Below are 22,311 nucleotides of genomic sequence, written 5' to 3' on the forward strand. Positions count from 1 at the left end.
ACGAATCTTGGTCTTCAAATTTAAGAAATCCTGCCTTCTTTTAATTGAAACCTATGTTAATCTGTAAAATATTTCTTCGATCTGACTAAATGGACTTTTAAATCAGACCGAAGAAGAAAGTTATTTCGATTATTCTTGTTTAAAATAAATATAACGGAGCTAAAAAGCTCCGTCATCTGCAAAAGAATAGTAGGTTTCGGGAGTAATGATTATATGATCCAGCAATGCAACATCAAGTATTCTGCCCGCTTCCTTGACTTTTCTGGTTATCTGTTTATCAGCCTCGGAAGGTCTGATCTGACCTGAGGGATGGTTATGAATCATAATCAGCGATACTGCATTTGCTTTAAGTGCTGCTGCAAATATCAGTCTGAGGTCAACCACAGTACCGGAAATACCTCCAGAAGATACTTCGTAAATACCAAGCACTTTATTAGATTGATTTAAAAGCAAGATTTTAAACTGCTCGAAAAATTCTATTGTATCCGGATTCCAGGACTGAACTGCAAGCTGGTATGCCGTTTTGGAAGAATTGATAAAAGGTCTTTCGGATGCTTTTACTTTTGTTTTGTAGACCAATTCAATTTCTGCTACCTGATTCCAGTTCTGAAGTGTTTTTTTAGTTTCCATGATTTCTGAAGTTTAAAGTTAATAATGGAACCTGAACCGGGAATGAGAAAGCGAGCGAAAAAAGCAACGCAATAAAGCAGGTTTTTCACCTGCATTTATGGGGGAATTTTTTTCTGCGAACCGCCTTTCCTTCCCGAACTTTGTTTCGGAATTAAGCCTGAACACCTGAGGCAATATCCCCGCCTATAAGTGTCTGCTCGCCGATATTGCACAAAAAAGCCGAAATCTAATTTTCGGCTCTTTCTTCTTTTTTGTTTTTAAGACGCTGCTTTATCTGGTAGAGGTTCTGATGGAGAAGCTTCAAAATCTGCTTATGATGCGGGGAAACCTTGTTTTTGTCTCCCCTGCACTGCAAGACTTCAAGCGAGGGAAGCGCCACCTCTATGGTCTCCACAGGCTTGTTCTCAAATCTAGCCGAAAGGATAAGGGAGTTTTTCTTTTTGTAGTATTCATTGGTAAATACGCAGTGGCGGAGCATATCGCCCTGCTCAAGAAAATCATGCACGCTTTCCATAACGCAGATAGAAAGATTCTCTTTCGTGAACTCAAGCCCGAAAAACTGCTTTTTCTGCTCTTCATAGCCAATCTGCGCCTGCTGTATTTCTTGGCGAAGCTGTTTTATATGCTGACGTCTTTGGATTATGCGTTTTCTCTCCACTAGCCTGTCGTGCATCTCTTCCAAATTCTCAGGACATACCAAATCGGGATTATTCAAATCCTTTTTGAACCATTTGAGCAGGCTGATGTAATCTTCCCAAAGTCCAAAATCCTTTACCTTGTAATTGTTCTTACCGCAGGTTTTGACTGCCTTCCAATTCTCCCTGATGTGCTGTGAGTGCGCGACCAGATAATGAACAAGAAAATCGGTCTGCCCTGTCTTGAGGAGTGTCTCTGCATAGGAATCTTTCAAAAGAGCCGTAAAAAGAACCTGCGGGGCGATGCCGTAGAAACCGCCTTTGAAGCCGTTTCTTTTCACGATGGAAATCGCCTTTGAAGATGAATAAACCTTATAAGGATTGATGCGGAATTTGGGAGAATCCTCAAAACTCTTCGGGCGAATTTCAAGGGAAGTATAATATTTCCATGCATCATAGGCTTGTGAAAAAACGTTGGTGCCGAGAGAAAGCGTTCGCACCTCCCCTTTTTCATTAATCCAATGTTGCATCACTTCCTTATGGAAATAGGTCGGCATGCAGTTCTTTTTCATGTCTTTGTGCGAACAGAGGATGCGCACTACCTGAAATCCCCCGCACACATCCAAGACAGCGAAATATTCTATTTCTTTGAAATGCACCTGATTATATTGTTGCATTTTCAACTTGCCACTGCATACTGTACAGTTGATATATTTTTGACAGGATGCTTTCTGCGCATCAGGCTTCCATGAGTGGGCACACTCAAGACAGTGGAATTTCCCCCTTGAGAGAACGCCCCATTTGATGAAAATGTTTTTTTCTGCCCAAACCTGCATCTTTTGCGATACAGGCGAAAGGGTCTCACTAAGGGACGTTATCTGTTTTTCGATGATGGTCTTAGGTATCATAGGTCAAAGAGTGTCAAGGTTTTTGATTCGGCTTTGGAAGTAATGACTTCCGTTTTTGCAACAACTGTATTCTGCGGAAGTTCGGGCATAGTAGTAAACAAATCAGCCCTTGCAGGCGGACTAGCCACTACCCTGCAATTAATGGGCTGAGGCTGTCCGATGCTGTCATCGGTGTAATATTTGACCGCCATGTCAAATATTTCCTGATTGTCAAAGGCGCACAGTCCTGTTTTTTTTACCTCGCCAAAAATGTAATTGCAACAGCCCTCCAAGTTTTTCGATTCCTTGGCGAAGTCCTTTGCAAAGACAATATCCGTAAGGGCGGTCTGATTGAGGTAATTTTCTATAGCGGTCTTAAAGTTTTCTGAAGCTTTCATAATGCATGATTTAAGATGAAACAAAAAGATTATTCAAAAGAGGTTCTGTAGATGTCATAACAATATTCTTCAAAACAAAGCCAGCACATAAAGGTGTAATGAGGCAGACCGTAGCGGTCTTTTACCGCTTCCCCAAGGGAATCTTCCATTTCTTTTCTGATGTCTTCCAAATCGTCAAGGTGTTCGATGTAGAACTTTTTACAGTCGGCATGATAAATAAACTGGGATATCATACCGCTGATGCATCCGCTTCTCTGCATGTCTTCAAGGAATACTTTGAGCTGTTCTTTTTTTGTTCCGTCATAAGACCGCATTTCGAAAAGGACTATTTTTTGGAATGCATCGTGAACTTCATACTCGGCGTATATTGATTTTTTCAAGGCTTTCATAACTTATTTCTTTAGGCTTATACATTTTATTCGGATTAAAAAGGCAGGTCGTCAGGCTGTTCCTTTTTGCTGTTTTTGGCGGGAACGGCATTAGCCTGCAGAGGCTGAGCATCTGAGACAAACACCAATATTTTGATGTTGCTCGTATGAAAAGTGAGGCTTGCCACAGCCTTGCCCTCCGAATTAATATAGGCGTTCACTCCTATCCTGCCGTACAGTTCCACCATTGCGCCTTTTTTGAGCCATTGCGCAACACCCGCACTGAGCCAATACGAACAGTCGATATAGGTGACTATTTTTACTGCCTCCGTACTTCCTTTGGCTTTGTAAGTATCGTTAATTGCTATAGAGAAGTTTACCACTTCCCTGTCTTTTGCTGTTTTGGCAACAACTGCATCCCTTGTCAAACGTCCTGTGATTTCCATGATTTCTAAATTTTTAAATGATTACTTATTTTTAAAATTCTTTTCCCCTGCCTTTCCCACAAAATGTTTTCAAAAGAAAAAACGGAAAAAAAGAAAGCAGGAATAAAGCGGGCATCAAGGAAACGGAGGGCTATAAGTCCGGAAGGGCGGCAGCGCCGTTATGCGCCTGCAGGATCCGGTGCACGCTAACTTGGCTGCCTTTTTATCCGTTTCGAATGAAAACGAAACCATTTATTGCTTCTTTTTATATGATCATATTATTGAAGGCAATGAAAAGCTAAAAACCAAAACTGTTTGTGGCAAGGAAAATCAATGCTTCGAGGATGCCCTGTACGTCTTGCAAAGAAAAAAGAAGCAGTTTTAGTTCCTGAATACGGAAAACCGTAAATATCCCAAAACAATAATCAATATATTTAGGACCAATAATACTAACCATACAACCATGTATATCGAGAGACTGACCATTTCTAAGTTCCGATCCATCGAACACTTAGTACTTGAATTTAATAAAGGCGTTAATATCATCATAGGAGAAAATAATGCAGGAAAAAGCGCAGTTATGGATGCTGTGCGAATCTGTCTAAGCTTAGGAAGGCAATGGAGGGATATCGGCGTAAAGAATCCTGATGATTTTTACTTGGACAAAAAAATAATATCAGACATTCTGGAACCCATTGAATTCAGGCTGGAATTTAAAATTGAGGATAAGGAGGACAGAAATCTATTTCATTCGTTAATCTGGCAGAACCCGACTTATCCAGGCGAAGCCAATTTGAGGCTAAGCTTCAAATATGAAATCGAAAAAGACGCGTTGGGCAACGAGAAGCTAAAATGGAAAATATGGGGCGGCGAAGACAATACCGTTGAAATGTCGGAACTGCAGCAGATTTATTATTCCTATCTCGAACCATTGAGAAATGCGGAGCAGGAACTCAGGCCATATGCATCAAACAACAAGATAACATCCCTTTTCAGGGATCTTACCTCTTATAAAAAACCTGGTCCGAAGGGAATCATCGATGTGCCGCTTACTGCCGACAAAAAAAATGAACTTTCGCAAGCACTGGAAACGGTTCTTAAAAACGAGGACTGGACTGGACTTATCAATACTGGACAGCACTTTATAAATGAACATCTGGAAGAAGCGGATATTAAGAAAAAAAGCTCTAAAGTCCACTTAAAACTATTGGAATACAAATTCGATAATATTGTGAAAGGATTTCTAACGCGAAAACCCGTCTATCCGGACACAGTCCTGGGGGCTGACGTGCACCTGCAGAAATACTTCGATATCAGTCAGAATGGGTTAGGTGACAATAATATCATCCTAGCCTCAGCTGTATTAGGGGATCTAAAGAGCCGTAGAGACCAGAAAATCGAGCATTATTATGCACTGCTTATCGAAGAACCTGAAGCACATCTTCATCCGCAGAGGCAAAACACATTTTTTAATTATCTCAATACGCTTCAGAATTTGGGCGTGCAGATATTCATCACCTCCCACTCTCCTACCATAACCGCCAAATCAGATTTGGACAATCTAATAATCCTCCAGAAGAATTTGGATGACAAGACCGGCCTTTTTACTTCTAAAAATTCCATTCTCACCGATCTGAATAAAGCATATCTCAGAAAATTCTTAGATGTGACCAAGTCGCAGCTTTTCTTTGCAAGCGGATGCATCCTAGTTGAAGGGATATCAGAGGCACTGCTGCTTCCGGTCTTTGCCTCCATGATGGGCAAGGACTATAATCTTGACAAAAACGGCATAGAAATAGTGAACGTAAATGGCGTGGCATTCGAACCATTCGCTAATCTTTTCAACAGCAAGGACGAAAAGCAAAGATTATCCACTTTCTGCGCTATTATCACTGATGACGACCGCAGCATCATAAAGGCTGGAAATTTTATCAGCAAAACTGAGACAATAAAAAAAGGTCAGGCCCAGGAAATTTTTGATGGACTGAAGACCCTTGGCGCTATAGACCAAAACAACAGAATTATCGGCTTTAATCCTGCAGACGGCATCAAAATCAAAGGATATGAGACCAAAGAAGATTTTATTAAAAGTGTTCTTGCAGCAAAATATAATGTTATCTCCGACCGGGCAAAAAAGGCGCAGAAATTAGCCGCGGAAAACCTTCATGTCGAGCTGGCCGAGCATACTTTCGAATATGAGCTCATAACGGCATCCGCTGATAATGCAAAAATAATCGCAGAAGTGTACAATGGCATGCATTCCGCCAATTACGTGGACCCCGCAGCAGACAGGTTCTTACTGGCCGCAGACATCCTCAAGAAGCTGAAATCCAATAAAGACAAGTCTGAATTGGCAGAGTCTCTTTCTTATGCATTCGATATGCACCCCAATCTCAGAAAACTTTTTATTATTCCTGAATATCTGCAGAAGTCTATAAAATGGGTTATTGATAAAAAACTTTAGTTATGTACGGCAGCTTATCTGAATCGCAAAAAATAATTCTGGATTACAATGATGGAACAGTAGTTGTAAAGGCTTGTCCGGGAAGCGGCAAAACATACTCGCTTGCCGCAAGGATATCCAGGCTTTTGAAGGAATCTCAAGCAGGCAAAAAAGGCCTGTGCGTGATTTCATTCACCAATATCGCATGCATGGAAATTGAAGACAGGCTTGCAAATAATTTCTCAACAATAGTTCCATTAAAACATCCTCATTTTTTTGGCACTATAGACAGTTTTATCAATACTTTTATTTTTCTTCCATTCGGCCACCTGATAATGGGCTGCGATTCAAGGCCGGAGTTGGTAGGCGAACCCCATGCTCCCTGGAGTGTCAAAAGGTCTGACTGGGATTACGACCAGTATTTCGACAAAACCACTTTTGACGCTGACGGTATGCTAATTCCGATAGCCCCTTATCAGGCTTTTAGTTTCCGATGGAATTATTACAATAAAGACGGCAGAACCGTTAACGGCAATATATTGAGAATAATGCGGTCAAAAAACACATTGTTCAAGAAAGGTTATGCCAACCAGTCTGATGCCAACTATCTGTCGTTAAAAGTGCTTCAGAAATATCCAGTGATTGCCCAAAATCTAGCTCAAAAATTTTCTCATTTCATGATTGACGAATGTCAGGACACAAATGATGTGCATATGAAAATCATTGATATCCTAAACGAACAGGGCGGTGGCAATATAATGCTAGTCGGCGACCGTGACCAGTCAATCTTTGAATGGAATGATGCAAAGCCTGAACTTTTTGACCAGAAATATAATTTATGGGACAAAATTCTTCTCAATCAAAATAGAAGAAGTTCACAGCTTATCTGCAACTTCATAAAAAACCTGTCCTCTTTTGAAGAAATAAATGCAGTCAATGAAAAGGTCAAAGATTCAGCCATAGAACCATCAATTTATGGTTACATCACTCCTAAAAACGCAACTGCAAAAGACAAGACAATAATAACCTTGGAACAGAGCGTCGAAAACTTCAAAGAAATCCTAAACAATTTTCTTGATGAATGCCGCAAGAACAAAATTCCAATAGACAAGGAAAACACTGCAGTCCTGTACAGAGGCAATTCCAGCTCAAAATACTTGGGACTCAGATCCGATCTCAATGATTTCGAAACTATTCCGTGGATCACAAATCATCATCATGTAAAAAATATCATCAAAGGCAGACATATGTATGAGAATGGATCCTTTAACAAAGGCTACAAATTAATGGAAAAAGGATATTTTGAAGCGCTGATGCGCCCTTCGAATCCCCAATTTTACTGCAACACCCAATTTGTGGCAGACAGAATATATACAAACGGGATAAAACAGCACCGCAAGGAAGTTTTCAGTTTTATAGAATGCCTGCCTGCATCCAAAGATAAGACTTTGAACGAGTGGGTAGAACAGGCAAACAAGGCATTAAGAGAAGCTGCATTTGCTCTAGAATTCAGAATTGAATCACAATTTGGAAACATAGCCATAGATGATTATTTCGGGGAAGACCTCAACAGTGAAAAACTGCACCCCTTTTATTTTGGAACGGTCCATTCTGTCAAAGGCAAAACATTTCAGGCCGTTTTGCTGCTGCTTGGGAAGAAGGCTGTCCGTAAAAATTATGCTACCATAATAACTTCAGATCTTGCAGTTCTCAATGCAAATGATCTTGAAGAACTCAGAATTGTATATGTGGCCTTATCCCGTCCCGAAATCCTACTGCAGATGGCCGTACCGGATTCAGATCTTGCGCTTTGGACAGGCAAAATGAACTAGCAGCAGCTTCTATATTTTGTTTCAGACGCTGTCCTGTTGAAAAAACGAAAGTCCGGATCAGGCCAGAAGTGAGGTCCGGCTACGCAGGAGAATTTTCAGAGCGCAATCCCATCGATTCAGGCTTGAAGGGGCAAAAATGCATCAAAACCTGTATAAGCCCGAACCAGCCTGGAAGATAGGAATATGACAGATTTTAAATCGAAGTGAAACAAAATCAAAGACCGGCAATAAAATGACTATACGATACGCGCTATTCGAAAGGATAGAACCTTTTTTCAAATTCCCGATATTTAAAATTGTAGAAAAAAGTATAATTAAAATTACAACGGCAGTATCTTCTTCCGCTTTCGTGCCTAAAGCCAACCGGAATGTCTCCCAATCCGTAATCATTGAGCGTTTTGGTTATCTTCTCATATGTATATTCTCCAACATTTTTCTGGCCTCCTGAGCGCACATTGATAAGAATATGCGGCTTGTCAATCCCAATGCCAATAAGGTACTTATCCAGAGCAATGGATTTAGCAGCATCCTTAAAGGTAAACATTATCTGAGAATCCAGCTTTTTGCCGGTAAGATAGTCCCTTTTCACTTCTTGTATATCAGAATAAAACTTCTTTTCCAGAGGCGTATTATCTTTCCAATACCAAGGATTGGATTTTGTAATGTAAACATGCTCCAGATCAGCAGAGTTTAAAAGCTCCAGCTTCATCCTGAATGTTACCGGACCATAGTTGTTTTCTTTCGAATATCTAATGTGAAGATCTTCGCCGTCCAAAAAAACATGATTCCAAACATCATGCGTCTTATCTGCTGCATCAGATTTCTGCCAAGTCTGCACCAGATTATTAGCTTCTACATAATGTCTGGAAAGCAGCGCATTCTGCTTTATAAATGTCAGTGAAGTGGCTACAGTATTGGCATGATAAAGGTATTGCAGGCCTTTTTCCCTTAAAATCTCATATACTTCTTTTGAGGGCAGTGCGTAATTTTCCATTTTTTATAAATATTTCTCAGTTTTCCATTCTAATGTCAAGTATACAATACATTGCAGCACCACAATTTAAAAAATGATATGTTTCAGGCGAATTATTCTTAAACAAAAAAATCGTAAATCCATCCAAGTCTCTGAAACTCAAAAAGAACTGTTTCAGGGAAATTCTCCTCTGACAATTCAATATCGGTGCAATTAAAATTCCGTCCTATTGTAAAATAATATTTAAAATCATCAGTAAGAAGAATTTTTTTTAGATGCGCTGCATTTTCCACTTTCGATACCGGAACATTAACGCTTTTGACATCAATCCAATAGGATCCCCCCAAGTCCTTAATTTTCTCGTGCAGCAATTGGACAAAAAATTCATTATTCAGGTTTGATCTGAGTTTCTCTCTTTCTGTCCTGCTTCCCCTATTTTTGCCAATCATCAGCCAAATACCGATTTCATTGCCTCTTAATATTATCTGGAGCCTTGGATGATCAAAAAGTTTACCTTTGCCGGTCCCATAGTGCAGCCACATAGCGTCAAGATTTGGTCTGCTTCTTGGTGTATGCGCATGGCTGGAAACAATATTGCCGCTTCTTGAATGGCAATATAAATTATTGAGGCCAAAATCTGTGAATCTTTTATATATTTGGTCATGCAGAGATAAAAACTTTAATTTTACCCGCTTTCTTTTATCTTTCGCCATGTTTGATTTATCCCATTGGTATGCAGCAGAAAAAGCTTCAAAAGCTTCAAAACCGAAATACTGTTTTTCCAGATCAATGGCAATCGTTCCTGAAGTCGGCAGCTCTGACCTGAATCTGTCAAAATCCGCTTTATTCACTCTTTGTCTCTGCCTGATAGCGTTATATACTTCAGAGTACTGTGTAATGAGATCCGCATCCAGTTCCATGGAAGATTCATAAAGATCCTTGAACCAACTCCGGATCTCGCCGCACTGCTCCTGTGAATCAATCATGACAGTCATCTCCAGATTATTGGACAAGCCTCCCTGGGTGGTGTTCGCTGAGCCGATAAAAGCAACATACCTGCCATCTTTTTGTTCAATCAGATAAACTTTGGGATGAAAAGTGTACTGAGGCTTGCATACTTTTGTCTTTGTTAACCCGTCTTTGCTTTTTTCCAATAACAGTTTCAGCATATGGGGATTGACCGCCAAATCAAGACCTATAACATAATTGCATTTACAGTCCGAGGATTTGTTTTTTTCTATAAATTCATAACCTGATCTGGAAATAAGAGCGGTAGCTATAAAAAAAGCTTTTGCGTCCTTAAGAGCCGGTCCCAATTCCTTTTCTAAATTTAAGATCATTTTTACAAGTAATTTAATTAAATCTCATAGGGCTAAAATAACTAAATTTGATTATTATAAAGCATCAAATATAAACTGCTGTTGTTCCTGCCTAAATGCAGAACTTTATTGCAGTCAGATGTATTTCAGCGGTGTCGGTGCATGATCCATAGTGGCTGCGGCCTCAAAAATTCTTTCAAATACTGAAATCAGGCCGCTCCAATCCTGATCAGACTGCAAAGCTTCTTTTTTTTGCGCAGCTTTGGCTTTTTTGAAGTAGTTCTTCTGAAGCCGGGCTTTGCCTGAAATTTCTCCCTGAAAAATTTTCAGCTGTGGCTCAATGCTTCTCCATTTGACCGGGGCCAAGTGGCCGGCATCGTCTGCCAGGATATCAATTCCCAAGTACATCTCAATGCTGCAGGCGCATCCATTGACATTTTCATGCTTTATCATCCCATCAGACCCGATGGTAGGATAGCTGTCTGCAAGCTCTATTGGAGGCAGGGATATTATTCTGAAATTTTCCGGGAATTTTATTTTTTTCAGGCGCTGAAACGATGCCAAACCAGCCGCATCGTAATCAAACAATGCAATAATCTTATTGCTGATTCCTGCTGCGGCAAAAGACTTGACAGTCTTTTCCAGCATCGCCGATCCCCCCTCCGCCTTATAATCATCAAAATCGAGAAAAGAAAAATAATTCGACACCTGCGGATATAGCAATCTCAATGCTTTCATTAAAATTTTACTGTCGGAAGCCCCTTCTGTGAGAATAATGATTTTCTGGAATGGCAAAGAAGAATCAAGATAGGATTGCGCCGTATGGGCACAAACAGGCTCCTTTTCCCCATAATATCCTGAATAGACCACATCGGTCAAATCCAGAACCAATTCTGAATCCGGATCTGCGGCTTCCAATAGGCCGCGAAGAACGTATCCTATGCCGATATTTGGATATCCTAAATATATATCCTGATGAATATCATCAACTTCAAGCATAAAACGAACAATACCTTCCTGCTGTTCAAGATTCTCGCTGTAATCTGTAATATTATTTTCGAAGATATGCTTAATCAGAGCTACCCAATAGCCAAAGCCCCCATTTTTTAAAGTATTTAGATGATCGATATCATCTTCACAATCGAATTGAGCCCTGGTCAGTAAAGCATTTTCTATACCCTCACTGTATTTGCGCTTAACTTTATCCAAAGTATAGCCCATAATTTCAAGCCTGAGTTTAATGGCCGATGCAGAAGCCGCATACTCGCAGGTCGGCACATTATCATCATCAGCGATAGGACTGCTGTAATAGGTCTGATAGGGTACCATACGGCTTCGACGGTCTTCTTCAGTAAAGAAACACGACCACGATGTGCTGATATAACTTTTTGACTGGTCTATTTCGTAACCATTTAATGCTAACGTGCAAAAACTTCCCATATAACTTAAATTATCAAAACAAAATTTAGCCCGAAGAGAGATACAGCTGCTAAACTGGCTGAAATAAAATTAATGTTTGGGCCGCCATTTTCAATAGAACCGGCTTTACCCTATAAAATCGTGTACAAAAAAAATGCTTTTGACGATTTACAAAAATCAGTATTCATATTCCAGCAATTCGCTTTCTATCCCAATATCCCGCAGCAGAAAATATACGTCTTCGGCTATATCTGTTGATGTAAAATTATAGCTGATGCTGCTTCCGTGATAAATATTGTAATCCTTGATTATAAATCTCAACTGAAGCAGTTTATCAATTGTCAATTTCGAAAAGAACTCAAAGGCTCCAAGATCCAGTTCCGCAAACAAGACCATTTTAGAGAGATCTGCCCTGCTGTATATTCTTGCAAAACAAGATAATTCAATATCATTCAAATCTTTTACTCCTTCAATAATGATTAGGTCCTTGTAGTTTATTTTCTTGCCCTCAGCTAAAATCTGTCCGGCATAATATCCCAAAATCATAGCTCCATATATGGACTTAGAGTTGATTGCGTTTTCAATCGTATTGCTTAAAAAATCAAAATTTCTTTCATTTTTCAGATAGTCTTTCAGCTTCTCGACATCCTTAAAATCAGTAAGGCCATGATCATGCAGGCTGCCGGCGTATGATTTCAGGAATTTCTTGAATTTTCTCTTTTTATTAAAAGTGTACAGCGAATGAATGGCCTTTATAGGCGCAAAGACATCAGTCGCCGTATCGGTCAGATCTTTAAAAGGCTCAAAATATGCGTCAATTATATCATCCAGCCTTTCAACATTATCCATTACGTTTTTGCTAATTCCGATAATATCCATATACAAAATTTTTATAAAATTTATTAAACCTAAAATACATAATCATAAATACGGCTGCTCCGCTGAAGCCAAACTTTATAGTTCTTAGCCATCAGCTGCTAACTGCTTTTAAGAAAGCAAAATCCTGTCCTGAAGTTCCAGTCCTATTGGATTCTGCCTCGAAACCAGGTAGGTCACTATTTTTTTGAATCGAAGGAAAAGCTGCTTATCTGATTTGAATTGGATTGCGCAGTTCTCCCATAAAAAGCTCGCAGTTCCTGCTAGATAATTCTCGTGCGCAAACTCAACGCGGACAAAACCTTTATGCGGTTCAATCTTGTCGCCAATTGCGCGGAGCTCCAAATAGCCGACTACGATATCCAGCCCTTCTCTGATGTGCTTCATGCCAGGTTTTGTTCTCATAAGAATCAAGATACGATATACCGTATCTTGATCGTACTTCCTATTCTGCGCCCATTTGATAACTTCCAAAATAGCCTTGTCATAAAAGAAAGAATACTTCTCGACTGTCCACCACTTGATCATGGTGCCATTAATACCCAGCAAAGCGTGGTGGATATCCTTCCCGCTATAATGGCGATCCACCTTCCATGCTTTGCATTTCTCTGCAAAATCAATCATAGCGAGCCACGTAGCATAAATATCTGTTTTTTTATCGTCGCGTACCAAGTTGTTAATGAAAAAGCTTTCCATGAAGATAACGATGGCATCAGCCATCTGGGGACCGTATAAGTACAGCGGCTTCCAAAATTCTTCCGAGACAGAGTTTTCCAAGAGATCATCATCGAGAACCAATCTCGAAATTTTTCCAAGCAGCCATACGTCAAATTCATCGGGATACTCGCTTCGATCTGAAAAATTCTCTTTTGCGGGGCCCTGTTCGAACAAAAGCTGCTCGTGGAGCTGTTTTAGGAGCTGGCAGAGATGCTTGCTATCTTCCACTTCAAGACCGTCCAGATCCGGCACCACAACAAATGCATGATGGAGCATTTCCTTGCTTATGCCGGGACTTTTTGCAAAATCATCTTCGAATGGATTCCAGCTGTTGATGGTTTTCGGACGTACGCTGCGAATTTCGGCCCAGCTGATGAGTTTTTTTTCAGTCCTTCCATAAATGAAATCCTGCGTGATTTCATCAATATATTTACTGTAATCGAAGCGCTCAGCTTTTGCAGCAGATTCCCCAAAACCATAATCAGGTATTGCTGAACTGAAATTTCTGTCAGTCCCGACAGCATTCAGTATGACCAGATTCTGCAGCTGCACAAAATTTGCCTCCGACCATGATAGCCGCTCAGCCATTTCATAGAACAAAATGCTCAGGGTATCATAAGGGCATTTTACTGCCAGCATTGCAATTATGCCCCGTACTCGTATGCTGTTGAGATCACTACTCCAGATGAAAGATAAGATCCTTGCCGCAAAAGCGCTCCAGGAATCGCCCATATCAGTCTGATAAAATGAATTAGGCTGCGGCTGATAGCCTCTTACTGCGTTTTCAATATATGCAATCATCCATTCCACGCGATCCGGGTGCTTATCAATCCAGTTTTCCCTGCTATAGAAAAGAAATGCACAGCCAGCCAGAAAGCATTGCTGGCTTCCGCCATATGATAAATACGGCATATCGTCAGGAACCTGGGAAATGTTTAAAACGGTGTCCCATAAACTTGAGCATTCCTCTGCATTAAGCTTGGTTCCATTTTTAATTCCCTGCAGGCATTTGAAAGGGAAAACAAGCAGGTCAAATCCCAATTCGGCATCCGACCTTGCAGATTCGAGTTCTTTGCTTAATGATTTGGGTTCTTTATATATCAAGGGCGAGTCTGGATCAGACCCTTGTGCAATATAATTATCCAAGTCAAAAAAAGAGATCAGGCGCTTCAGATAGTCCGAATACCGCCTGTCATCCTTTATTCCATCAAGCAGAATAGTCCATTGTTTCCTTATTTCCCTGTAAAGCTGCTGCAGCTCCACCTCTTTGAGGAACAAAGTGATGCATACCCCGCCCATTGATCTGTTCCTTTGCGGCATATTATGCCATTGCGCTGCCAGCTCTCTTGTTCTTGAATCGAAGCTTTGGGATCCAATAAGCTGATGGCCCTCTATGCCAGTTCCACGAAAATCCAGATCCTTTTCCAAAAAGTAAAAATCAACTACCGGCAGCAAATCTGCCAGCGGTCCCAAATAAAGTTCAGCCTTATATTTGCCAAGCGAGTTGAGAACACCCAGGAAGGCAACGGATGCCCCTTCCTTTAAGATTAAATCAATATATTTGCCGATATCGTTTGCCTTATCAATCTCATCCATAAGAAATTTTTCAAGTGCCTGCAGGGCGCTTACCACAGAATGAGGCGCTCCTGTGGCATCCCTGAACCAATAATACATATAAAAATCACCGATGTACTTCCTTTCTGCTCCATCATAATTCATCTGAAGCGACGGCAAGGGCTTATTTTTATGATTAAAATCATTAGTCCACTGCTGTGCTGCGAAATTAACAAACTTAAGCACAAGCTTAAGCCCCGCCAGAGGCTGGAGCCTGAAAAAAGCCAAAAATGGGCCTCTGGTATAAAATGGAGGAAACCAGCCTCTCGGATCTTTGATATCCAGATTGTAATGCGAGGAACCATAGCCAAAAGAAACTTCTTTGGGCCTTTCGATCAACAAGGCAAGGATTACCTCCATTGCAGCTTCCGGACAAGCGGCGATCAGGGGCGTCAGGGCATTTTCATCAAGGCAGACTTTTTGGAACTCCCTATCCACATTTTCGTAAGGCCCGTCTGGCCACTGGATTTTATCCCTGATTTTTGATGATGCAAATAATGATATTACCGGACTGGGTACCATTTCGGATTCAGGATTTTCCACGGGATTCCTTTCAACCTTGATTCTCTTGCACAATTTTAATGCAAGTTCTGTGACCTCCTGCGTATATTCATTCGCGGCAGCCAGAAATGCCTTGTAAACAAACTTGTCTTCGTCTGCTTTTGCATGGCCATTATTAAATTTAAAATCGAACATCTTTCTAGCATTTTCCAGAGCCACCTGTGCTACTTCCTTTCTGAACGGCACTCCAACACTGGTGTTATTAAGCCACATCAAGCATAGCGCAGCAATTTTTTTGCTTGAATAAATTATCACCTCTTTCCTGAAATCATATAAGAATACAATCAGACTGGGCCAATATAGGTAATCTGGCACCCTGTAGTAGGAAGCAGCTTCTGTAGCAGTAAATATGCCCTGGCTTACTGCCCTGTGCAAAACCTCCTGATTAGGCCTTGTTGCCTTAATTAGAAACTGTCCCATGAAACGATCGAACAGCTTGCCTTGATCCTCCTTCAACAAATCATAAACTGCTGACAAATGATTAAATGGATCAGCTGAAAAAAAGATGGATTCAAGCAGAAGATCCTGGACTATTTTTTCTGCGGGTTCAAGTTCTGACAAAGATTTCATAAAAGTTTTCCATGAGCTTCCCAGATCATTTTTATCCAGTAGATATATCCCATAAAGCCGTATGGCTTTGCGCCAGAGCGGCGAGCCTAATTCAAGGGACAGCAAATAGCTTTTCAAATCAAGATCTTTTGAACGCAGAAGCTTATATCGCGCCCAATCACCCAAAAGATCATGGCTAAGGAATAATTTATCATCATTCTCATAAATTATCTTACCTTGTTTTATCCTATCAAGAGGCATCAATTCATTTATGCTGAATTCCGAAACCGGAACAGCGGTGCTGAACATCTGCGCCTGCTTTTCGGCATACACCTGCATAAATCTGGATCCCGTACTATCAAATTCTTCTTTCCAAATCCAGTCTATAATTGTCGTTTCGCCTAAAAAAGCACTTTCCGGAACCACCCTGCCCGATAATAATTTAACCGCAAGAAGATCCAGATATTTCAAATTGTTCAGAATCAAAAGAAGATGTTTGTGCTTGAACAAATCCGACAATTCAGGAATTTCTTTGTAAAACAATTCCAGATGTTTCAAAATATCAAGCTCAACGCTGCAGCTCTCAGATTCAAAAGGCAAGTTGATCCTAAAAAAACGCTCCACAACATCGCCATAATCATCGTTCTGGCAGGTAAAGATTATCTTCCATTGCGATTCCGGCTGAAGGGCTGCTTCGAGCATCTCATGCAATATCCTCAAATCGTCCTCTTTGAAGAAGCGGTCTATACCATCGATTACCAGAAATGAGCAAGGTTTCTGAATCCTTTCAAAGAGCTCACCAATGTTATGCTGCAGCCCAAAGAATTCTGCCAGATTATTTTTCTGTATGCTTAGAGAATCAATCCATACATAATTATTTTCAAAATCACTTTCACGCTCAACAAGCTTTTTGACAAGCGCCGATTTGCCGCAGCCTGATCTTCCCAGTACAAAAACGGCCTTATTTTTGCCTATTGCCTTTCTTAATTCGTCGATTTCTTCAGTTCTGGGAAGATTAACCTTTCCTCCTATAGAATCACGGATAGCCGAAACTGCCGCATTGCTTTTCGCATGTATTTTCCGCCAGTCGGCTGCATGGTTTGGAAAGCCTTTCAAATCATATTGGTTGCGGAATCTGCCTATCAGTTTTTTATAGTCAAGAAAACCAGAAACGGGAGACAGCTCAGAACCAATTGTGCAGAGCGACTCATAAAGCTGTATTTCATTTTTCCCATCCGGTTCACTGAGAATTTCTTTTGCCATCGCAATAATAGAATTTTCATCTGTCGAATTCGACTTTTCAAAATCAAACTCCAAGAAGAACAGCCTGCCCAATAACAGGACGGTATCTTCCTGTGTCAAGCCATATTTTGATGCCAATTCGGGAGGTGCGTTGAAGCCCTCAAAAAGTCTGCGTTTAGTTTTCGAAAAGCCTCCCTGATCTTTTGACATGCGTTCAGCAAAGGTCTTTCGATCCATTTCCTTAGCAATCGCAATCAATTCAGTCAGATCACTGGATATTGATGGACGTATCAAGGAATTTACGATGCATAGATAGTCTCTTGCAGGGTCAAAAACCTTCTGCGGTTCTCCCACATACTGATTCCAAAGGTCATTCACAAGATCCTTGCTGGGTCCCTTGGTATTGAACTGAATATTGCTTTTTACCGATACTGCAGTCCTAGAGATTTCTCCATGAACGTTCTGCTGGGTCAATAGAAGATCATCGAAGAGCCATCCCTCTGCCCTAACCTGAAAATCTATTCTGGTAATCTTTCCCAGCCCGCGGCTTAATGCTATCGCATCTGCCAAAAAATGGGCGCAGAACCATGCGGTAACCTTATGCTCAAAAACAAATCCTCCTCCTCCTGTTTGTTTCGGCGTTGCGACTTCCCTTATTTTATTCTTCTTATTATCTGCCATCTGTCCAATCTTAAAATGAAAATACAAGTACTTTGAAGGAGGAACTAAAATATGGAAATAAACCAGATAATCCGCAAATATTTTCTGCTGTGAGGGTAAATAAATTGCTATGCAAAAACAGGAGGCGAAATATCAATTTTATTATAAGTACAAAAAAATGAATATCGCAATCCTAATTTCACCAGCATCAATTATCTTTCTTATTGACCACCAAGTGCAATAGTGCTGGATCATTGAGCAAGCGTTCCATTTCCGAATGAATGATATCCTGAACATCCTGTTTTATCTGAAGGTAATTACGCTGAATCATTGCATTGTCAAGTTTTCGGACAGGGGGTATTTCCTTATAATTTTCCGTTTCTTTTCTCAGAGCTTCATGGTCATTTATAATTTCGTTATGAAAGGTTTTAAGTTCAATTTTACAATCTGGATCATCGGCCACCATGCCCACAAATTCCCCTGAACTAAGCCCTGAGATTTTCGATGGCGGGACTGCAGATTCCAATTGTTTTGAACGGCTGATTGAAGTGTCGGCGCTGTTGATCGACAGGCTTTCCCTGTCCTGCATAATTTTTCCGAATCGCTCTGATAATTGTTTGGAAGTATCTCCTGTAACCTGCCCGCTTATGATATTACCGACAATATTCATAATAACATCTGCCTGTTCCCGTCCGTAATCTTTACGAAGCTGGGTGAAGTCCTGAATACCCAGACAGGTTGCCACTTTATTGCTTCTTGCAGTAGCAATTAAACTGTCCATATTGTTGAGATAAACTGTTGGGAATTCATCGAAGATGATACTTGATTTCATTTTGTCTTTTTTGTTTACCAGCTTTACAAGCCTGTTCACATAAAGAGACAATACGGCCCCATATATTTGTATTTTCTGGGGGTTGTTTCCCATGCAGACAATCTTAGGTTCCTGGGGATTATTGATGTCCAGAGTAAAATCATTTCCTGATAAAACATAGTACAGCTGTGGGGAGGAAAGCCTCGCCATGGCGATTTTCGCCGTAGCAATCTGCCCCTCAAGCTGGTCTGTGGCTTCCTGAAGATAAGCAGGATGAGCGAGGTACTGAGGGTTTTGTTCGAGGCCGCGGCTTTATGTATTGATACTCTCAGAACATTTCAGCTGGTTGTCCTCTCCATCCTGGGGCCGCTTGTTTTCGGAATAGCTGTCTTCGACGGATTCCAGCATACGCTTACTGTGTGGCTGGCAAGATATATTAATATTTATCTGTGGCTCCCGGTTGCTAATATTTTTGGAAGCATTATAGGCAAGATTCAGGAACTGATGCTCAAACTGGATCTTTCCCAGGTGCAGGCTACGGGAGATACCTTTTTCAGCAGGACCGATATGTCTTACCTTATTTTTATGATAATCGGCATTATTGGGTACTTCACTGTGCCGTCGGTTGCTAACTACATAGTCCACGCTGGCGGCGGCGGAGCCCTAGCCCAGAAAACCACAACCCTTTTCAGCACCTCAGCCAGTTCAGCAGTTTCCAAAACCTCACAGGGGACAGCAATGGTTCTGGATACAATGGGAAATGCCGCAGGAAGGATGTCGCAGAGCATGTCTGCCTCCTCCTCCTCTGCTCCTTATTTTGAGGAGAAAGGAAATTATATGAGCGACAGGCTCAAAGGAAATTCAAAACAAACTTAAAATAGTCAGCTCATGTTTACTAAAATGAAAAATATAGACACTGCTTTTAAGTATGTCAGAGGATTTACAATGCTTATTATCGTTGGATGCGTCACAATCTGCTGCTATACGCTTTACAAAAGTTTTCAGACTGTCAGCCGGATGCAGGATAAGATATACATCCTTGCGGCAGGAAAAGCTCTGGAAGCATATGCGTCAGACAGCAAGGATAATGTGCCTGTTGAAGCAAGAGATCATATTAAAACTTTTCACCAATTTTTCTTTACCCTTGACCCAGACGATAAAGTAATCAAGTCCAATGTTACCAAAGCCCTTTATCTGGCTGACGAAAGCGCTAAAAGAATTTATGATGACCTGAAAGAAAACGGCTTTTATTCCGGAATCATCTCAGGCAATATAAGCCAGACCATCCAGATTGACAGTGTAACTGTCGATACACGTGACTATCCCTATCTCTTTAAATGTTTCTCGCGGCAGAACATCATCAGAACCACCAGCATTTTGAAACGAAGCCTGATTACGCAAGGGAGTCTGCGCAATGTATCAAGAAGCGACAACAATCCGCACGGTTTTTTAATCGAGCGTTTCAATACGATTGAAAACCGAGATTTAACTGTTGAAAACCGAAAATGACAGGTTATGAAATCACTGCTTAAAAAACGAGAAATTGCATTTACATACCATAGGCACTATCTCTCTGCACAAAAAAAATGGTCTGAAAAAATGAGCAGTCTGGCAGAAGGGTGTTCAAAGAGGAAGCTCATTTTTCTTCTAAGCTTATTTGTTATCCTATCAGCAGGCTATCTTCTTTATAACATCTATAATACCTTTTCAGAAAAGGAAACACAACAGGTGAAAATTTCAGAGCAGACTGTAAAAATTAAAATAATCGATTAAAAAATAAAGACATGGAACAGAAGACGATATCAATTAAAGAAGCAAAAAAACGAAAAATGCCTCTGGCTCTGCCAATCATAACACTTCCTTTTATCACCATTCTTTTTTATACTCTGGGAGGAGGAAGAATGGAAGCCGCAACGGCTGAAAATGAAATAAAGAAAGGATTTAATTTTAAACTGCCGCTTCCAAATTTTAAAGAAGATTCTTCTCTGGATAAAATGAGCTACTATGATCAGGCAGCAGTAGATTCAGTCAAACTGCAGGAGCAGATTAAAAAAGATCCAAACTATTCCAATCAAAAAGTTCTTGAAGAATCTTTAAAGGAGTTCCCAGAACTGGATTTTGCATCCCAGAGTTATTCAAAAAAAAGAAGCGGCTTGAATGCAGTGACTCCGCAGGACAGAAACGAGCAGAAAATCTTTGAAAAACTGCAGCTTCTCCAGAAAACTATCAGCCATTCTGCAACGGTTAAAAATTACGGCCAGGATATGAGGGAGTTCGAAAACTATGGCTCATCCAATGAAGTATCTGCCCAGATTAAGAACTTAGAACAGATGATGTCTGCAATGGGTGAAACGGCGCCGGATCCTGAACTGCAGCAGCTAGGAGGTATGCTGGAAAATATACTGGATATCCAGCATCCTTCAAGAGTACAGGAACGTTTAAAACAGAATTCGGAAGATAAAAAAGGAAAAGTATATTCCGTAAACCTCAAAAATAACGCAGAAATTATTACCTCTTTACAAGAGAATACAGCACCTGCAAACACTTTTAAATTGAATGCCTTTTTCACCGCAGATGAAGATTTAAATCCAGATTATCAAAAAAATGCAGTTGGAGCTGCCGTGCACGAAACTCAGACAATTGTAAATGGATCGGTGATTAAATTAAGGCTCACCGCTGATATTACCCTTCAGGGAACTACAATTCCAAAAAACACTTTTGTATACGGCATGGCATTCCTGAAAGGCGAAAGACTTGAAATAAAGATAGAAAACCTTCAGCATCATGGTTCCATTTTTCCGGTGCAGCTATCAGTCTATGATATAGACGGAATTGAGGGAATATACATTCCAGGTGCAATCAACAGGGATGTGGCTAAAGCATCTGCAGACCGCTCGATTCAGACCCTTGGACTTACCGGGGTTACTGATTCATGGGGAGCACAGGCTGCAGGAATGGGCATTGAGGCAGCAAAAAGTCTTATGAGTAAAAAGGTAAAACTCATAAAAGTACTGGTAAAAGCAGGATACAGGGTGCTGTTATATGATGAAAAACAAAAGAATTTAAAACCTTAAAAAAGAGAAAGATGAAAAGAATTAATTATTTGTTTTTAATGAGCCTACTGCTGGTTTCTGTTTTGGCTTATCCTCAGATAAACAGCAGCGAAACAGTTTTTTATGAAGACCAGTATAAAAATCTTCAGATCGGCTATTCGAAAACTACCAGCATTGTTTTTCCCTACCCGATTAAAAGCATAGATAAAGGGAGCGCTGATGTGCTGGTGCAGAAAGCCAAAGGGGTAGAAAATATCCTGCTGGTAAAAGCGGCAAGACAATATTTTTTCCAGACTAACCTGACAGTAGTTACATCTGATGCAAAATTATACGTATTTGTACTGAATTACGATGAAGACTGCCCAGACTTGAATATAAAAGCAGAAAGTGCAGTTGCTGCAAGCAGAGATGTATTATTTACTTTAGAAAATGAAAATCAGAAAAAAATAGAGCAGTCTGCTTCACTGGCATTATCAAAAAAAATAAAGACCAGCGGTTTTAAAAAATCTAAATTCCAGATAAAACTAGAGGTTAACGGCTTATTTATCCATCAGGATGTTCTTTATCTGCGCTTAATATTTGAGAATAAATCCAAAATTAACTACGATATCGACCAGCTGCGTTTTTTTGTAAGAGACCAGCAAAAATCAAAACGAACCGCATCACAGGAAATAGAATTACAGCCACTATACAGCACTTCATCATCCGCTGTGATTCCTTATAAGTCTGAAATTATAAAAGTATTTGCGCTAGAGAAATTTACGATCCCAGAGAATAAGTATCTGACCCTTCAGCTCATTGAAAAGAACGGCGGAAGGCATTTAGAAGTCAACGTTAACAATAATCTGGCTGACAAAGTAATACCCCTCCCTTAATTCATAAATCTACTTTTAAAAACT

The 22,311-nt window shown here is 40.4% G+C and carries 17 protein-coding genes and 1 pseudogene; 7 read left to right on the top strand and 11 right to left on the bottom strand.

The features are described from left to right. Nucleotides 1-159 precede the first annotated feature (159 nt). From CHB81_RS25260 to CHB81_RS25280, 5 genes are all read right to left on the bottom strand, one after another. Complete coding sequence (locus CHB81_RS25260; RefSeq protein WP_089354590.1) at nucleotides 160-630, bottom strand: JAB domain-containing protein; 471 nt, start codon at nucleotides 628-630, stop codon at nucleotides 160-162. 226 nt (nucleotides 631-856) lie between these two features. After that, a complete protein-coding gene (locus CHB81_RS25265) occupies nucleotides 857-2,173 on the bottom strand; it encodes a PcfJ domain-containing protein (RefSeq protein WP_089354591.1) in 1,317 nt (438 codons plus the stop codon). Continuing rightward, nucleotides 2,170-2,550, bottom strand: a complete 381-nt coding sequence (locus CHB81_RS25270; RefSeq protein WP_089354592.1) for a Cas9 inhibitor AcrIIA9 family protein — start codon at nucleotides 2,548-2,550, stop codon at nucleotides 2,170-2,172. The genes CHB81_RS25265 and CHB81_RS25270 overlap by 4 nt, the downstream gene beginning before the upstream one ends. 29 nt (nucleotides 2,551-2,579) lie before the next feature. Then, nucleotides 2,580-2,939 (bottom strand): hypothetical protein, encoded by a 360-nt coding sequence (locus CHB81_RS25275; protein WP_089354593.1) that lies wholly within the window; start codon nucleotides 2,937-2,939, stop codon nucleotides 2,580-2,582. A gap of 35 nt (nucleotides 2,940-2,974) precedes the next feature. Further along, on the bottom strand, nucleotides 2,975-3,364 hold the full coding sequence (locus CHB81_RS25280) for a single-stranded DNA-binding protein (protein WP_089354594.1): 390 nt from the start codon (nucleotides 3,362-3,364) through the stop codon (nucleotides 2,975-2,977). Between the two features lie 442 nt (nucleotides 3,365-3,806). Here CHB81_RS25280 and CHB81_RS25285 point away from each other — a divergent pair, with 442 nt between their 5' ends. Together CHB81_RS25285 and CHB81_RS25290 are read left to right on the top strand one after the other, a co-directional pair. Continuing rightward, a complete protein-coding gene (locus CHB81_RS25285) occupies nucleotides 3,807-5,807 on the top strand; it encodes an ATP-dependent endonuclease (RefSeq protein WP_089354595.1) in 2,001 nt (666 codons plus the stop codon). 2 nt (nucleotides 5,808-5,809) lie between these two features. After that, the gene (locus CHB81_RS25290; protein ID WP_089354596.1) at nucleotides 5,810-7,618 is read left to right on the top strand and encodes a UvrD-helicase domain-containing protein; all 1,809 of its coding nucleotides are present in this window, start codon (nucleotides 5,810-5,812) and stop codon (nucleotides 7,616-7,618) included. Between the two features lie 250 nt (nucleotides 7,619-7,868). On the opposite strand, the gene CHB81_RS25295 is transcribed toward CHB81_RS25290, so the two are convergent. From CHB81_RS25295 to CHB81_RS25320, 6 genes and pseudogenes are all read right to left on the bottom strand, one after another. Beyond that, on the bottom strand, nucleotides 7,869-8,612 hold the full coding sequence (locus CHB81_RS25295) for a hypothetical protein (protein ID WP_089354597.1): 744 nt from the start codon (nucleotides 8,610-8,612) through the stop codon (nucleotides 7,869-7,871). Nucleotides 8,613-8,710: 98 nt separating this feature from the next. Next, on the bottom strand, nucleotides 8,711-9,931 hold the full coding sequence (locus CHB81_RS25300) for a phospholipase D family protein (protein ID WP_089354598.1): 1,221 nt from the start codon (nucleotides 9,929-9,931) through the stop codon (nucleotides 8,711-8,713). A 114-nt stretch (nucleotides 9,932-10,045) separates the two neighbouring features. Beyond that, nucleotides 10,046-11,350, bottom strand: coding sequence for a HEPN/Toprim-associated domain-containing protein (locus tag CHB81_RS25305; RefSeq protein ID WP_089354599.1), 1,305 nt, complete (start codon nucleotides 11,348-11,350; stop codon nucleotides 10,046-10,048). 156 nt (nucleotides 11,351-11,506) lie between these two features. Then, the gene (locus CHB81_RS25310; RefSeq protein WP_089354600.1) at nucleotides 11,507-12,208 is read right to left on the bottom strand and encodes a hypothetical protein; all 702 of its coding nucleotides are present in this window, start codon (nucleotides 12,206-12,208) and stop codon (nucleotides 11,507-11,509) included. 108 nt (nucleotides 12,209-12,316) lie between these two features. Then, complete coding sequence (locus CHB81_RS25315) at nucleotides 12,317-17,569, bottom strand: ATP-binding protein (protein ID WP_089354601.1); 5,253 nt, start codon at nucleotides 17,567-17,569, stop codon at nucleotides 12,317-12,319. A gap of 187 nt (nucleotides 17,570-17,756) precedes the next feature. After that, nucleotides 17,757-18,608, bottom strand: a pseudogene (locus CHB81_RS25320) (TraM recognition domain-containing protein); the annotation flags it as partial. 24 nt (nucleotides 18,609-18,632) lie between these two features. Here CHB81_RS25320 and CHB81_RS25325 point away from each other — a divergent pair. The 5 genes from CHB81_RS25325 to traN are packed head-to-tail and all read left to right on the top strand — an operon-like array spanning nucleotide 18,633 to nucleotide 22,287. Further along, on the top strand, nucleotides 18,633-19,235 hold the full coding sequence (locus CHB81_RS25325; RefSeq protein ID WP_254921276.1) for a hypothetical protein: 603 nt from the start codon (nucleotides 18,633-18,635) through the stop codon (nucleotides 19,233-19,235). 12 nt (nucleotides 19,236-19,247) lie between these two features. Beyond that, the gene (gene traK / locus CHB81_RS25330) at nucleotides 19,248-19,868 is read left to right on the top strand and encodes a conjugative transposon protein TraK (RefSeq protein WP_089354603.1); all 621 of its coding nucleotides are present in this window, start codon (nucleotides 19,248-19,250) and stop codon (nucleotides 19,866-19,868) included. A 6-nt stretch (nucleotides 19,869-19,874) separates the two neighbouring features. Further along, nucleotides 19,875-20,132 (top strand): hypothetical protein, encoded by a 258-nt coding sequence (locus tag CHB81_RS25335; RefSeq protein ID WP_089354604.1) that lies wholly within the window; start codon nucleotides 19,875-19,877, stop codon nucleotides 20,130-20,132. 11 nt (nucleotides 20,133-20,143) lie between these two features. Continuing rightward, the gene (traM, locus tag CHB81_RS25340; RefSeq protein WP_089354605.1) at nucleotides 20,144-21,433 is read left to right on the top strand and encodes a conjugative transposon protein TraM; all 1,290 of its coding nucleotides are present in this window, start codon (nucleotides 20,144-20,146) and stop codon (nucleotides 21,431-21,433) included. Nucleotides 21,434-21,444: 11 nt separating this feature from the next. After that, nucleotides 21,445-22,287 (top strand): conjugative transposon protein TraN, encoded by an 843-nt coding sequence (gene traN / locus CHB81_RS25345; RefSeq protein WP_089354606.1) that lies wholly within the window; start codon nucleotides 21,445-21,447, stop codon nucleotides 22,285-22,287. Nucleotides 22,288-22,311 lie beyond the last annotated feature (24 nt).

It is taken from the genome of Flavobacterium sp. ov086 (assembly GCF_900187965.1).
Taxonomy (GTDB): Bacteria; Bacteroidota; Bacteroidia; order Flavobacteriales; family Flavobacteriaceae; genus Flavobacterium.